The sequence below is a fragment of the Nostoc spongiaeforme FACHB-130 genome, from assembly GCF_014698475.1.
Lineage (GTDB): Bacteria > Cyanobacteriota > Cyanobacteriia > Cyanobacteriales > Nostocaceae > Nostoc_B > Nostoc_B spongiaeforme.
Map to the genome: position 1 here is coordinate 23556 of NZ_JACJTB010000043.1, position 15155 is coordinate 38710.

16 protein-coding genes and 1 pseudogene are annotated in these 15155 nt (G+C 39.7%); 7 read left to right on the plus strand and 10 right to left on the minus strand.

The genetic code is table 11. From position 1 onward, the window contains the following. The first annotated feature begins 177 nt into the window (after positions 1-177). The 6 genes from H6G74_RS24410 to H6G74_RS24435 all read left to right on the plus strand — a co-directional run bounded on the left by H6G74_RS24410 (position 178) and on the right by H6G74_RS24435 (position 5303). Positions 178-1095 carry a hypothetical protein gene (locus tag H6G74_RS24410; protein ID WP_313888513.1) on the plus strand — a complete coding sequence of 306 codons (918 nt, stop codon included), beginning with the start codon at positions 178-180 and terminating at the stop codon, positions 1093-1095. Beyond that, a complete protein-coding gene (locus H6G74_RS24415; protein WP_190970113.1) occupies positions 1073-1273 on the plus strand; it encodes a hypothetical protein in 201 nt (66 codons plus the stop codon). Before H6G74_RS24410 ends, H6G74_RS24415 begins: the two co-directional genes overlap by 23 nt. Before the next feature lie 73 nt (positions 1274-1346). Further along, the gene (locus H6G74_RS24420; protein ID WP_190970114.1) at positions 1347-2765 is read left to right on the plus strand and encodes a DUF6884 domain-containing protein; all 1419 of its coding nucleotides are present in this window, start codon (positions 1347-1349) and stop codon (positions 2763-2765) included. Positions 2766-2793: 28 nt separating this feature from the next. Then, positions 2794-3636 carry a hypothetical protein gene (locus H6G74_RS24425; protein WP_096585179.1) on the plus strand — a complete coding sequence of 281 codons (843 nt, stop codon included), beginning with the start codon at positions 2794-2796 and terminating at the stop codon, positions 3634-3636. Positions 3637-3996: 360 nt separating this feature from the next. After that, positions 3997-4452: a hypothetical protein gene (locus H6G74_RS24430; protein ID WP_096585182.1), complete on the plus strand. Its 456-nt coding sequence runs from the start codon at positions 3997-3999 to the stop codon at positions 4450-4452. 2 nt (positions 4453-4454) lie between these two features. Next, positions 4455-5303 (plus strand): hypothetical protein, encoded by an 849-nt coding sequence (locus tag H6G74_RS24435; RefSeq protein WP_242051342.1) that lies wholly within the window; start codon positions 4455-4457, stop codon positions 5301-5303. A 55-nt stretch (positions 5304-5358) separates the two neighbouring features. Here H6G74_RS24435 and H6G74_RS24440 read toward each other — a convergent pair whose 3' ends face one another. The 3 genes from H6G74_RS24440 to rppA all read right to left on the minus strand — a co-directional run bounded on the left by H6G74_RS24440 (position 5359) and on the right by rppA (position 7978). Beyond that, positions 5359-5769 carry a hypothetical protein gene (locus H6G74_RS24440; RefSeq protein WP_190970116.1) on the minus strand — a complete coding sequence of 137 codons (411 nt, stop codon included), beginning with the start codon at positions 5767-5769 and terminating at the stop codon, positions 5359-5361. Between the two features lie 126 nt (positions 5770-5895). Next, a complete protein-coding gene (rppB, locus tag H6G74_RS24445) occupies positions 5896-7239 on the minus strand; it encodes a two-component system sensor histidine kinase RppB (protein ID WP_190970117.1) in 1344 nt (447 codons plus the stop codon). Beyond that, entirely contained in the window at positions 7226-7978 is a 753-nt protein-coding gene (gene rppA / locus H6G74_RS24450; RefSeq protein ID WP_190970118.1) for a two-component system response regulator RppA, read from the minus strand. The genes rppB and rppA overlap by 14 nt, the downstream gene beginning before the upstream one ends. 382 nt (positions 7979-8360) lie before the next feature. Between rppA and H6G74_RS31860 the strand changes: the two are divergent. Then, a pseudogene (locus tag H6G74_RS31860) lies at positions 8361-8575 on the plus strand (hypothetical protein); the annotation flags it as partial. A 22-nt stretch (positions 8576-8597) separates the two neighbouring features. Here H6G74_RS31860 and H6G74_RS24455 read toward each other — a convergent pair. Genes H6G74_RS24455 through H6G74_RS24485 form a run of 7 tightly spaced genes read right to left on the minus strand, consistent with a single transcriptional unit; the run spans position 8598 to position 15140 of the window. Next, entirely contained in the window at positions 8598-9071 is a 474-nt protein-coding gene (locus tag H6G74_RS24455; RefSeq protein ID WP_190970119.1) for a universal stress protein, read from the minus strand. Positions 9072-9101: 30 nt separating this feature from the next. Next, positions 9102-10877 (minus strand): alpha-glucan family phosphorylase, encoded by a 1776-nt coding sequence (gene glgP / locus H6G74_RS24460; protein ID WP_190970143.1) that lies wholly within the window; start codon positions 10875-10877, stop codon positions 9102-9104. Positions 10878-10923: 46 nt separating this feature from the next. Further along, entirely contained in the window at positions 10924-11238 is a 315-nt protein-coding gene (locus tag H6G74_RS24465) for a DUF5676 family membrane protein (protein WP_096585203.1), read from the minus strand. 60 nt (positions 11239-11298) lie between these two features. After that, positions 11299-11994 (minus strand): TVP38/TMEM64 family protein, encoded by a 696-nt coding sequence (locus H6G74_RS24470; RefSeq protein WP_190970120.1) that lies wholly within the window; start codon positions 11992-11994, stop codon positions 11299-11301. A 21-nt stretch (positions 11995-12015) separates the two neighbouring features. Then, positions 12016-12669: a methyltransferase family protein gene (locus H6G74_RS24475; RefSeq protein ID WP_190970121.1), complete on the minus strand. Its 654-nt coding sequence runs from the start codon at positions 12667-12669 to the stop codon at positions 12016-12018. Between the two features lie 27 nt (positions 12670-12696). Continuing rightward, entirely contained in the window at positions 12697-12927 is a 231-nt protein-coding gene (locus H6G74_RS24480; protein ID WP_010993919.1) for a DUF2933 domain-containing protein, read from the minus strand. A 35-nt stretch (positions 12928-12962) separates the two neighbouring features. Next, positions 12963-15140 (minus strand): heavy metal translocating P-type ATPase, encoded by a 2178-nt coding sequence (locus tag H6G74_RS24485; protein ID WP_190970122.1) that lies wholly within the window; start codon positions 15138-15140, stop codon positions 12963-12965. Between the last annotated feature and the right edge of the window lie 15 nt (positions 15141-15155).

Here is a 15155-nt window from a genome sequence, read left to right on the forward strand (position 1 = left end):
AAAAACTTCGGTTTAGAAGTTACGTAAATTTACATCAATTGCAAATTTCAAATTCAACAAGCTTTTCATTTATTTAAATCATTAGTTTATTATTTTAAATAACACAATTCAAAGAAAAATTACTACGTAAAGCTCACGCAAATACTCAATGTAGTATTTCAAGCGAAAAATCAAAAAGTGAGCTTAACATCTGAATTAAAAAATAGAAATTCACCTATCAGGGAATGGTTTGACTCTAGACTAAATCAGACATTTATTAAAATGATTAATAGCCATAATCAAATATTAGAAAATCAAGAAATTATTAAACCAGTTGATGGTGTAGATTTTCCATTAGTAGGAAATGCGATCGCCAAAGCACTTGCTAAGTATCTAGGAAGCATATATGAAGATAAAACATGGTTTACTAATTGTCTTGCTCAGGTTGGAGCCAAAGCCCTCAAAATAGAATATGCTTTTGATTACTGCATTACAAATTCCAATTCACTTGAAGAAGAAGCTCTAAAGTGTATGCTGCTGGGTGCGTTAGAAAATTATGCACGCAGCCGTAACATACATGAAATTATTCAACCTTTTCTACAAGGAGAAAAAACCCTTCAACTTGAACCAGAATATTTCAAAAAATGGCTTCCTACTATCCAAGATACATCTCAAATTATCGGTATTTTACCCCGTACTTGGCAAACTGTAGCTAATCAAGTAAGTGGAAATATCACCTGCAATGCTTCATACCCTTTAAGTGAATATCTTGGAGGTGCTGATTGCCAGATAATCGCTGGAAATACTCTTATTGATGTAAGAACAACTGCCAAGAAGCGTCCCTTCTCTTTAGAAAATTTTTACCAACAAATTAGTTATGTTCTGCTTGATAGCAATGACATCTATCGTATCAATCAACTAGTCTGGTTTTACAGCCGCCAACAGTCGGTATTCTTCTATCCCACTAACAAAATATTCCGCGACTTGCGAGCAACAAGGGAAGAATTTAAAAAAATGATTCTTGATAATTATGAAACAAATAGACTAGCAGAACAGAATAAGGGTTTATATCTTCCCCAGGAAGGATATAAATATGATTCAAGATTTTCAACTTAACCCTAGCTTCAATATTTACTTTGATGGTATGGAGTATCACGCCAAGATCCACTTTGATGATGCTTTTAAAACTGAAGCAGAAGAAATTGCAGCAAGTGATATTAGCACTCTTGCTACTAAAGTCTCTAATCGTTGGCGGCAGTATCTTCTAAGTATTTCCAATAAATACAGAAAGTAATTGAGCAATTAGCCCTCTCCAAGCAGAGGGTTAACTTAACGAATAAAATTCAAAATTTGCTCGTTTAAATACTATGAAACTAGGTTTCTATCCAGTATTGGGTAAGAGTGATTTTCTCAAAATCAAGGGTGAAAAAATCCCGATTTGGCACTTGCTTGAATATCAGCCTGTGGGCTGGCTATACTCACTCGCTACAAAAGCAGAAATTGTTCCAGATAGTCTGATTATTCATGACTGCGGATCGTTTAACTACCGTGACCAAGATATTCCTACTCTCAACGGTAAATATGTTGATGCCCACTGGTCTATTCATAGATATCGAGAACGTTCAAAAGTCGGTGATATTATTGTTTGTCCTGACCATTTACTTATAGGAGAAAATATTAGGAAACGGCAAGAATATAACCTTCAACAAGCAAAAACATTTATCCAACTTGCTAAAAGTTATCTTCCCAATAGAATCCCCCTAGCAGTCATCCACGGGCAGTCTCTCAGTGAACGCCTCGAAGTAGCAAAATATCTTCTGGGGCTGGGATACCGCCATCTTGGCATCGGTGGCCTTGTTCCCCAGGCGAGGGAGTATTCAACTAACTTGCACATTGTCAAAACAATCACTGAGGTTGTGCGTTCACGAAGTGACTCGGAACGCGTATCGCCGTTCGCGAAGCGTGTCCGACAGGACAAGGCGGGCGTTTCGCCATCGCGCAGCGACTCCGCAGGAGTATTGCACGAGCCAAATGTTCATATACACGTTTTTGGACTATGTTCGCCCCAGTATGCCAAAGCTTTTACTCAGATGGGATTATCCTTTGATGGTTCAACTTTTATCCGAGAAGGACTAGGTGGTGGGATGTTCGTCAGCAATGAGGAAAAACTAATTCGGATGCCAGCCCACTGCACGCCAAAGTGCAACTGTCATGTTTGCAGGGTTCTCAATCGACATAGGATTGACCCTCGGTTAACAAACAAAGGACGGACGCATACTATGGGAAGAATCGCCCACAACCTCAATCTGGCGATCGGCACTTACAGAAAATTCATTCCCAAGGAAAAAATCTACCTGGTTGCTGGATGTGGCAAGCAGCTTCCCTACTCTGCTGCCGCCAAAGACTTATATTGTTCGCAGCACTTTCAAGCTTGCCGTCGCTACGTAGAAGAAAAAGAATCAAGATGGTATATCCTGTCACCTTTACATCAAGTTCTTAACCCAGAAACAATCATCAAGCCCTACGATAAATCCCCCTATTCCTTATCTCATCAGGAACGTATACTATGGGCGCAACAAGTAGCAGAAAACCTCATACAAGTTGCGTCTTTGGAAATAGAGTTTGTATTCTTGACGGGCAAGCTTTACAGACAGGAGGTAACACCCATTTTACAAGCAAAGGGATACGAGACAAAAGTACCGATGCAGCACCTAGCCATTGGACAGCAACTTGCTTGGATAAAGAAGGAACTGGAGCAAGAAAAACAGCTTGTTTTAAATATTTAACCCAGCAGTAATAACACCAAAACGATTTATGGAGACTACAAAGCGAGTAATTAATATAAGTGGAAAATTCGGTAGTTGGACTGTATTAGAAAAACAAGGAAAGCAAGTATTATGTAAGTGTGATTGTGGAATTCAAAAACTTGTTTACAGTCACACTCTCACCAATGGCCGCTCAACTAACTGCGGTTGTAAGAAAAGAAAAGAATCTATCCCAGTTGGTGCAAATTTTGGGAGACTAACAGTGATATCTGATGTAGAAGTTAAGGGGAAAAGGGGCGAACTACTCCTCCTTACCTTATGCAGATGCGGAACCCAAAAATATGTTAGTAAAAATAGCCTAAAAAGAGGGCTTACACAAAGTTGCGGATGTTTGCAACGGGACAGCCTCAAGACCGATAAAACTATCCACGGTCACTGCAAAAGCCATGAGTATAACTCCTGGTTACACATCAAGCGTATCTGCTATAACAAGAACCACCATCAGTACAAATATCATGGCGGGTGCGGAATTGAAGTTGATGCATCCTGGCGTGATAACTTTACCCAATTTCTAAAAGATATGGGATTAGCACCCGAAGGAACAGTTATATCTCGTATTGATCAAGAGAGTGACTTTGCCCCCGGAAATTGTCTGTGGATACCCAGAAAAGAACATTATCGTCAAATACATTTATTAAGAAGAAAAGAATTCTTGATTTCTCAAATTTTACCTAAACCAGTCGTTACCAATAGTGAGATTAATGTTTCACCAAACATTGTTCGAGCAATCATCAAAGATCATGCAAATGGTGAAGCCAACATGAATAAACTTGCTACACAATATAAAATTAGCACTCAAGACGCAATAAATATTATCCTTCACCACGTTTAACTATCAATTTATTTTTAATAAAAGTGCGTCATCAATTAAAAAGGCGCACTTTTTATTTTACAGCAAGTATTTAGTTTTAAAACACACATCAAACTAGTAGATTAATTACCACAATTGTTACACACATCAGCAAGGTAGTCATTGATGATGTGTGATTCAGGAAATAATCACTAATATCTAAAGTGTTGTACCTGAGTATAAAGTTTACTGCAATGAATAATATTTGCAATTTGAAACCAAGTATTCATACAAATACGAAATCATTGTTCAGTAGACCAAGTAACCAAACTTTCTACCACAGACGAAGTTATCAATTAGCTGAACAAGCAAAGCCTCAAGTCAAAATTATAAAACTTGCACATGATAATACACAACGGCTCTTATATCTGGTTTCATGCAGGACAAACTGCTAGATGGGGAACTATAAATGCGATTAAAGCATTGCCATACCTAATGATTGCATATCAAATCGACGGACAATGGTACAGTGACCCCAATTTTTTACAATCTAAAAATTTAGAATATAAACCAGTAATCCCTATAAGTTCAGCAATTATTCATGTACCAAAAATAACAGTTGAGTTACAACCAATTGTTCAATTATGTGCTGGATTTAGGAACAAAAGAATTCATAGTCTTTGGGTGGTTAATGCTCCCGCTCAGGTATTGAAACATATATTAGAGTGCAGCCCATGGGACAGTATATCACTCAAGCAACTACTAGCAACTTTGCACGAATTAATTATTTATGGCTATGAAGTCAAAATACTTCCCGCCAAAAAAGAAACCATATCCCCTATTGAATGGATGGAATAATAATGACTAATAGCAACCAACAACTCACACTTTACTATCCTTGTGTAGTTCAGATTTTAGATCAGTTTGTACAGACAATATCAGTTGAGTTTTGGATACAGAATCCAATAAACGAAAAATGGAATTTGTTACCATTGAAAAATGGTGATAGCAGCATATCAGGTTACACATATGCGACAGCACCACGTATAATGGCATATCCCAATGAAGAATATCCGTCAATAGAAGCATTTTTACAAGCGAAAAAAGAAGAAGGTGTAGACTATCCCATTCGACATAAAAGAACTTATCTTACAGTTAAGGGTGCAGCATCTCACAAACTATTCTGGGCATGGAAAAATCCTCAGACTAATAAAATTGAACGTATCCATTGGCATCCTTTAGCTATAAAAGTAAAGGCAAGTGAAGATGACCAAACTGACTACTCAAATATAACTCCAGTCAAGATTGTAAATGGAAAATTAATCACACTTGAAAAAGACAATTTACCATCAAATAGAGCAGCTTTTTCAGAGTTTATTGCAGACAGAGAAGAAAACCTCCGTCTTGCACTTGAAGCCCTGAAATCACCCAATCCTGATGCCGCACTCGAACTACTGGCCATCATGGAAGAAATATCCAAAGACTGCTTCTACGCCAGTTGGATTATGGGCAATGGATACAATTTAGAATCAATTCTTAAATCATGGGATGGCACTAGTAACGTCATCTACGGTAGTGGGGAAATCGCACATCAACAATTAGCACTAATGCGCGTTCTTTCTGAACTATGCCAAGGTTGGTGGTTTTGGGATGAAGATAAGGATACTGGCGTAATTTTCCAAAGTTATACTTACAGGGGAATCGCCTGATTATTGGGGCTGGGAGTCTTGCGATCGCTGTAAAAAATTTATTGGTGGCTTAAACTTACAATTCTATATCGCTGTTCCGAATCGGAAAAAACTGATATTGCTTTTGTTGTGCAGCAGCTATTTCTGATGGAGTATTAAATACAGTAGCCTTTGTACCAAGTTGGAGTTCTTGGTATAAAGGCACACCATCACCATCATTATCGCTGAGAAGAATCCTGGTCATGATATGAACAGGGGCAACTTGCGCGAGGCGATTCACTACATTAGCAACAAACTCGTTAGATGCATCGCAGCCATCAAGGTATCTAATCAACATATCAGCAGTAGTTTCAGTCATCTTGGCTGGGTCTGTTACCCCCGCTTCCAGAATAAAGTCATCGTAAATAGCCTTCTCGCTATCAGTAAAATTTTCCTTGCAAGCTTGTTGGATAATTAATTCAACTTGTTGTTTCTGTATAAATTTCATAATACACATTTGCAAGCATAAATATTAGTAGTAGATTCTGAATATTTTAAATATGAGTTTAATTAGAAAATTAATAATTAAATATACACGACAAACAGAATTGCAATTAAATTATTATAGCTCATGTTACCTGGGTAATTGAACTGTAAAAATGCTACCTTTACCGAATTCACTTTGTACATTTAATTTGCCTTGATGTGCCTGAACAATTGCTTGAGCAATGGCTAATCCTAATCCAGAACCACCAGTGTTACGAGAGCGATCGCTACTTACCCGATAAAAACGATCAAAAACTCGCCTCAGTTCATGTTGTGGGATACCAATACCTGTATCTTGAACTTTAATTACAGCATAATTATCATTACTTTCTAAGATAACTGTGACTTCCCCTCCTTTGAGTGTATATTGAATTGCATTGACAATTAAGTTAGAAACCAATCGATAAAGCTGATCGGAATTCCCTATAACATTCATATTTTGCTTAACTCTGATTGATAATGTCAACTTTACTCCTGCGGTAGTTGCCATCGCTTCAAATTCTTCAATTAAATCGCTAACAACATCATTTAAACAACAAACTTCATGCTGTAACTTTTGAGCTTGTCTATCTAAACGTGCTAACATCAATAAGTCAACGACTAAAGTTGTTAACCTCTGATTTTGACGCTGTATAGTTTGCAATAAATCTCGTGTTTCTTGTTCATCTATTTCTGACATTAAAAGTGCTGATTCTACAGTTGCACTTGTTGCAGCTAAAGGCGTTCGTAATTCATGTGCAGCATCAGCTGTAAACTGTTGAATTTGTCGATATGACTGATAAATTGGCTGCATCGCTAATCCTGACAACCACCAACTGGCACCTGCAATCATAACCATAGCCATCGGCAGCCCTAATATCAAAATTAGCTTGACACTATCCAAATAGTGATTAAACTCTTCTAGACTTCGCCCTACTTGCATATGTCCCCAATCCTGATAATTTTGGGTATGCAGAGATAAAGTAATTTGATGGTATTCTCTGCCTTTGCTATCTTTGAGAAATTGCCAAGTTTTTTGATTAAAAATATTAGGTAATCCCTCTGGATAATAACCAGCATTAGCAATTAATTTTCCTGAAATATCAAAAAAACGTATATAGTAGCTAGTTTTAGTAACAATACCAAGAAGATGACGTTTAGGATGCGGCTGTTCTTGAATACAATTACTATCTTCAACTTTACATTTATCTACATTTGGAAATAACTTGAGTGCCAAAGGTTCCAAACGTCCAGGTTCTTGCAATTTAAGTTCAATACTGTCGTGCAGTGTTCCCGCTACAGTTTCAATTTCACTGTCTAAAGCTACCACATGAGCATGAAACACAGACCTGTAAAAGCTAAAGGCAGATAGGCTTAAAATCAAACCCATAACAATAGCGTAATACAGAGCTAAACGAAGGCGGGTGAGCCGAAACAGTTTATTTTGATTCATCTGAGAAATTAAGACGATATCCCATACCGTGCAAAGTTTCAATTGGGTTAGGACAGTCGTTACTTGTGAGTTTACGACGTAACAAACGTATTTGCGCTGCCACTACATTACTACTAGATTCCGCATTAACTTCCCAAATTTGATTACGAATTTGCTCAGTCGTAACAATCTGGTTAGGATGGTTCATGAAATATTCCAATAGTTGGAACTCTTTATTAGTTAATGGAATACTTTGCTGTTCACTTGTTGTATTTTGTCTAACAACTGTACTGTTGCCATAATCTAGAGTCAAATTACCAACAGTTAATTGTTGGGGTTGAAAATGGGGGGAACGACGCTGCAATGCCCGCAATCGTGCTAGAAGTTCCACCATGCCGAAGGGTTTTACTAAATAGTCATCGGCACCTGCATCTAGTCCGGCAACTTTATCTTCCATTCTATCTTTAGCAGTTAGCATCAGGATAGGAAGAGGATTACCTTTATAACGCAATCTTTTACACAATTCTAAACCACTAATTCCTGGAAGCATCCAATCAAGAATCGCTACTGTATATTGCGCCGAACTATTTTCTAAGTAAGCCCATGCGTCATTACCATCCATAACCCAGTCAACTAGGTACTTTTGTTGATTTAAAGTACGCTTAATAGCAGCCCCTAAATCCGGCTCATCTTCGACTAATAGCACCCTCATATCAAACTGGGTATTTAAAAGTTCGTTGTAAATTTGTGATTTTAGCATAGTTTGCCATAGGGATACCCCTATTAGTAGATTGACAGAAGCTTATGAAATTAAGATGAAATTCTTAAAAATTAGGATTAAGCTATACAAGACTAAACAGTCAGCTAAGAGTCTTTACGGTACATAATCAAACAGCAAAGACTCAGTATACAAATTGTCAAAGTATAATTTAAAACTAGTTTGAATAGCTATATAAACTAAGTTGTACAAAATGTCTATTGAGTCAATAATAATTTTGGCATATTAGGTTAAAATTCATAATTTTTAGATAAATTTTATAAATTTTATATTTATTGATTAGTTAATGTGCGAATAATGTTGTTTTTCTGCTCTAACTAAAGTTAGTAAATATGTAATAAATATTATAAGTGATTATAATTAATTGGCTCTGCAAAATACTTTTCAAGGGTTAGTAATTCACAAGGAAAAGAACTGGTTCATCAACTTGACAACAGTAGTTGCTGCGACCTTTATTTAGTAGTATGTGAAAGTTCGATTTTTACCAGACATAGCGGAGCCACTTCAGCAGCCTATGGAATGCTTGCGGGTGTAATTAGTGAAATAATCGTGCTTTTCTTCGCCCTTCAAAGGAAATAATCAGAGCAATTATGACTACCTATTATGGCACTATTAACACGGAACAAAAAGTATGATGAAGTACATAATTGCTAACACGACCCAAAACAAATTCTTCCATACCTGAAAGCCACCGCCGCCATCCAATTACAATCAAGTCTGCTTGACAATTTCGCGCAAATTCACAAATGGTTTCGCCAGGTTGACCAATGTGTTGTTTGTATTCTACTTCTACACCTGCTGCTGTTGCTTCTGCTGTATATAAATGCAGCATTTCTAACTTTGGCTGGGAGAATTTATCTAACATTTTTTGGCTATATTTTACGGCTTCGCTGTCTTTATCTTGCTCATAGTAATTTAACAGTTCAGAGTTATCTAAATATCCATCTTCTTCAGGACATACAACATTAAATATCATCAAGTTAGCCTTGGTGAGCTTTGCTAGAGAAAGTGCTTTTTCAAAAACACGCTTGCTAACTTTAGAACAATCTATTGCAACCAGAATCTTGTGAAACATAAAAATATCTCCTGAGTTTTAGAAAAACCTTCAGGGCAGATAGGCATTCGTGACATACTGCTGTACCATACGATGGGTATTGAAAAATGAGGCATTTAGTGCGATCGCACGTCGCATTACATCCACCCACCGCTCGCGCTCTTGATAAAACATTGGAGCTATTACGTTTTTCAACTTCTGATATAAATCCTCTGCATCCTGGCGGTTCAGGACATCTGAACCAGAAAACTCTGGTTCTCTAAAACCAATAGACCAACCAGTCACCCCTTCGATATGTCCCTCAATCCACCAACCATCGAGTATGCTGAAACTGGGAACACCGCTATGTGCTGCTTTCATACCCGATGTTCCAGAAGCTTCTAAAGGTCGCTGTGGCGTATTGAGCCATAGATCCACCCCAGATACAATCAGCTTGGATAGCTCCATGTCATAATTTTCCAAAAAAACTATAGGTATCTGCTTCTGTAATTGGTGGGAAATTTCAAATATCCGTCGAATTAACTCTTTGCCAGCGTAATCTTTAGGGTGCGCCTTACCAGCAAAAACAAACTGTAAAGAACCAACCTGTTTGGCAATTTCCAAAAGTTGATTGATATCTGAAAAAATTAAATCTGCCCGCTTGTAAAGAGTAGCTCTGCGAGCAAAGCCAATCGTCAGAGTCTCCGCAGATAGCGAAAAATCGGTTTTTTCCTGAATGTAACTTAAAAGACGAATTTTAGCCGCTAAATGGGCTGACCAAATCTCCTGTTGGGGAATACTGATGGCGTGCCTTAGCATTGAGGGATCGTTACTCCAACCAGGAATATATCTCTCGTAGAGGGTTCTAAAGCTGTCACAAGTCCACGTCCATGAGTGAACACCATTTGTAATGTGGTGGATGGGATAGCCAGGGAACATTTCTTGCGAAACTTCCTCATGTCGCTTGGCAACACCGTTGACATAGTGGCTCAAGTTTAGTCCTAGCATAGTCATGTTTAGGCGATCGCGTCCCCCCAACATTTGCAGTACATCAAACGGCACTATGTGTCCCAAACTATACTGCACTAAGCCGTAGTCAAACTGGTCGTGTCCTGCTGGAACAGGGGTATGAGTAGTAAAAACGCATTGATTTCTGATGCTACTAAAATCCCATGTTTCTGTATTTATCCAGTTTCGTTCTTTTAGCAACTCTAAAAGCAGCAAACTGGCGTGTCCTTCGTTCATATGGAATCTTTCAATTCCCAGCAGAATTTCCTGGGCCAGCCGATATCGCTCATCTCCGCCATAGAGAACATCAGTTAAAGTACGGTCATAATCGGTATTTTGCTCAACACCAGTATCTAGCAAAATTAAAGGGACGTTGTAGTTACTTAAGCCAACAATGTCATATTGCCAAGCTCGAACTTGTACAGTTCTCTGTTCAATTTCGACCTGAACAGTTTCAGACAAAAGGTGCAGGAAATGTTCGGGACTCCACAAAACAGGAAATTCCTGCTGTCCTCCCCACTCATCCAGCTTTTGGTGAAAGTAACCTTTGCGATAGAGTAGACTTACCCCAACCGCAGGTATTCGCAAATCGGCAAAGGATTTCAAAGTGTCGCCAGCCAGTATACCTAAGCCGCCACTGTAAGTTGGCATAGCAGAACCAACAGCCACCTCCATCGAGAAATAGGCAACCCGCCGATTTTCTTTGGCTTCGTCGTAACTAGTGGTAGTTAATATGGTGATGTATAGCTCTGGATGCTGAAAAAATTTGTTTCGACAGAATTCGGAGCAGAAGTGAATTTTTTGCTCCTGGTAAAAGGCAGTGATCTCTCTGCCTATAATACATTACTGCCAGATTTACAAAGGCTTTTCATGTATATTGAATTTTTTACCTAGTTGCAAAGCTGTTGTAGAGCCGAGCTATCAGGGCAGCATATAAAGCTGTGCCTACAGTCCAAAATAAAAGACCAACAATAAAGCTTCCCCAGGTAATCACCCTAGCAATATTAGTCAAGTCCATATGCAGGACATAACTAAAAAAAGCCATTGCTGCTTTTGGTGCTATTGCTACAAACAGAATGCAGAGTATATAAACTAAGCCTGTAATGATAGCTGTAGCCAGGGAAAGAGATCGCGTGTTTAACTTGTTAATAGAGTGCCTGACATTATGTTGATTTTCTCGATGATGACTTTGCGATAGCATAATTCACCTCTGATTAACTGAGTGGAAAGCTTGAATAAATTCAATTTTTTAAAAATATATTTATTCCACACGCACAATATCTCTCATTCCTAACCAGTTATAGCGTCTAATCAACCAAGGCAACACTATAATTACAATGAGGAAAATAACAGAAATAACCATTCCTAAAGGTGTTCCTACGCTTAATGCTCCTCCCATATATGTAAGTAAAAATGTTGACGGAATCATACCTAAAAAAGTAGCAATGGCATATTTAGGGAGAGAAATACCAGCGATTCCCGCAGCGTAGCTAATCAAATCGAAAGAAAATATTGGCAGCATCCGAGTAATAAAAATTAACCAGCTTAGATATGTCTCTCCTTTGTTTTTCGAGAAATAAATGATTTTACCAGTTAAAGCTTTAATTGCTGATCGCCCCAAAGTGCGACCCAAAAAATAAGCAATTAAACCACCGATAAAACCTCCTATTATGCTGTAGACTCCTGCCATGAATGTCCCCCAAATAGTGCCAGCTATAACTGCGAGTGGCGCACTGGGAATAGGACTAATAACTACAGATAAAGCCAAGATACCAATATAGACAAATGGGCCAAGTAACCCTAAATTCTTAACAGTTTGTCTAAATCCTTCCGGTGTTAATATATTTACCTGGGGATTCAGTATCCAATAACAGACGGCTAAACATAGGAGCAAAATTGCCAACGCAAAGGCGTTTTGACGATTAAACAGGATTTTGATTCTTTCCTGTCTTTTCACTTACTTAGTTCTCCTAATATTTTAGGTATTACTTCTCTTGGTGCTGTCTCCCTGACGAGGGAAAAAAGCTGGTGTATTGCTGGCATAGCGATCGTACTCTGCACCAAATTCTGCTCGCACCTCACGTTCTTCTTGGCGTGCCAGTCGTGTATACATCCACACCAGCACTGGAAACATCAATAATGTGAGAATTGTAGGCCACTGAAGCAAAAAACCAAACATGATACTGATAAAAGCTAAATACTGGGGATGGCGAATTGTTGCATAAGGGCCAGTAGTAGCTAATGTGTGAGAACGCTGGGCTTTGTACAGAACCTCCCAAGCTGATGCCAATAAGATAAACCCACCAAAAATGAGGATGTTACTCAAAATATGCAACACATTAAAGTGAGGATTGCCTTTCATCCCCAGCATTGTCCACCAGAGATGTCCTACATCATGGGAGAGTAAATCTAACTTTGGATAGCGGCTTTGCAACCAACCTGAAAGTAGGTAAATTGTTAAAGGTATGCCGTACATTTCAGTGAACAAAGCCATGATAAAGGCAGAAAAAGCACCAAAGGCTCGCCAGTCACGGGGACTTTTTGGTTTTGTAAAGCTGAAGGCAAAGATAATAAATACCAAAGAGTTGATAATCACCAAAGACCAAAGACCGTAGGCGGGTGCGTTGTTCATTTCTTATTTCCTGTTGATTGATATTTTTTACCGAGATGAACGATCATTTCCGTCACTGTGTCCGCCGTGTCCACCATGTCCTCCGTGCATAAATAAGTGCATGAATGGGCAGGCTAAAAGTAACAAGTAGGGGAGAATTCCAGCTAGATGTGCTAAGTGTTCAGTGATGAGAAAAAATGCAGCAATGGCCAGGAAAATATATAAGGCTATTTTGGCGGGCGATCTCCACCAACTATCTTGACTAGATTGATGATTCATAGAATTTTTCCCCCAATCCAGTTAACAATTGCAATTCAATTTGTTGACAATTTGAATCCTTTCAACAGTGATGAATTAACAATCACTGACAAGGAACTCAAAGCCATCGCAGCTGCGGCAATCATTGGGTTGAGTAAACCGAAGGCAGCAATGGGAATGCCAATGGAGTTATAGATAAACGCCCAAAATAGGTTTTGTTTAATTTTGAGCATCGTGGCACGAGACAGGCGAATCGAGGTCACAACATCCCGCACATCGTTTTTCACCAAAATGATCCCGCCTGTTTCCTTAGCCACATCTGCACCAGAACCAATCGCAATCCCAATGTCAGCAGTTGCTAAGGCGGGTGCATCATTAACACCATCTCCCACCATTGCCACAACTTCGCCGCGTCGTTGAATATCTTTAACGACTTGGGCTTTATCACCGGGCAATACCTCAGCAATTACCTTATCGATTCCTAGTTGACGAGCGATCGCTTCGGCAGTACGCTGGTTATCTCCAGTGAGCATCACAACTTTGACCTTTTCCCGACGCAAAGCAGCGATCGCTTCCTTCGCTTCCGGTTTGAGTGTGTCCGCTACTGCGACAATCCCCATTAGCAGACCATTACAACCAACCAGCATGGCTGTTTTACCATCAGATTCCAAACGAGTCAGTATCTCTTCTGTTGCCGGAGTTATCTGATAGCCTTGCTTACCGAACAAACGGCGATTACCAAGTAAAATCCTATCTCGATTGATTTCTCCTCGAATCCCATGTCCGGGAATTGCCTCAAAATTACTCACCTTGGGAATATCTAGCATTTGATGTCTGGCTGCTCGCACAATTGCTTCACCCAAAGGATGTTCTGAACCCGTTTCTACCGCCGCCGCCAACCGGAGAATTTCATCTTTTGGACGTTCTGCCAAGGGTACAATATCCGTCACACTAGGCTCACCACGAGTCAAAGTTCCAGTTTTGTCGAAAATTACGGTAGAGAGCTTTTCAGCTCGTTCTAAAATTTCACCACCCCGAATTAAAATCCCGGCTTCTGCTCCCTTACCCACACCAACCATCAATGCGGCTGGAGTAGCAATACCCAAAGCACAAGGACAAGAAATAATTAACACAGCAATGAATGCGAGTAAAGCTTGGGGAAAGTTCCCGACAAGTAACCAACCAAGAAAAGCAAGCACAGCAATTCCCACAACCGCAGGCACAAAATAACCCGTCACTTTATCCGCCAAACGTTGGACTTGAGCCGTACTTGTCTGGGCTTCCTCCACAATTTTGATGATTTGAGCCAGAGCAGTTTCTGAACCTACACGAGTCGCTTGGAAACTGAACGCTCCTGTTCTGTTCAAAGTCCCACCAATCACCGCCGCTCCGGCTTGCTTCTCTACTGGTAGTGATTCCCCTGTCAGCATTGACTCATCTACAGATGAAGATCCATCCAGCACAATTCCATCCGTTGGTACTTTTTCTCCCGGACGGACAATCACGGTTTCACCTACCATGACTTGCTCTGCCGGAATTTCCATCTCCATGCCATCTCGGATAACTCTGGCGGTGGCAGGTTTCAAATCTAGAAGTTTACGAACTGCTGCCGAGGAGTTCTTTTTGATAATTTCTTCCATATACTTGCCTAGTAAAACAAAGGCAATGATGACGGCAGAAACTTCAAAATAAACGTCTCGCTCCTCAACACCGACAGGTAGAGCATTAGGAAAGAAAATCACTGCCACACTATAGAAATAGGCAACGCTGGTTCCTAAAGCAATCAGGAAATCCATGTTTACATTGCGGCTTTTGATCGCATTCCACGCCCCTGCATAAAATGACCAGCCACCAATGAACTGTACAGGTGTTGCCAAGATAAAAAGCCAGACTCCCCAAGTAAACCAGGGTAGAGCAGAAATCGGCACCCAGCTTAAGATACTTATGCCTGCTGCCAGTCCCAAAAATGCAGCCGCTCGCATAATTGCTAAAAGCAGTACCCCCGTCATGGCAACGGTAACGCGAGTCCGCATTGATTTGAGTTCCCTCTCAGGATCTAAAAATGTGTTTAAGCAAGTTTGGCTGCAAAAATAGTAATTGCGTCCACCTCTTTCTGTCCTCAAGGATGTGGCTTTAGGTACTGTCATGCCACAGATAGGGTCTTTCGCCATCCCGCCTGGTTCGGGTATAACGCTTGCGTGTTTATGTCCTCGATGCTCGTGAGTTCTTGCCATCTTTCAGTGAACTCC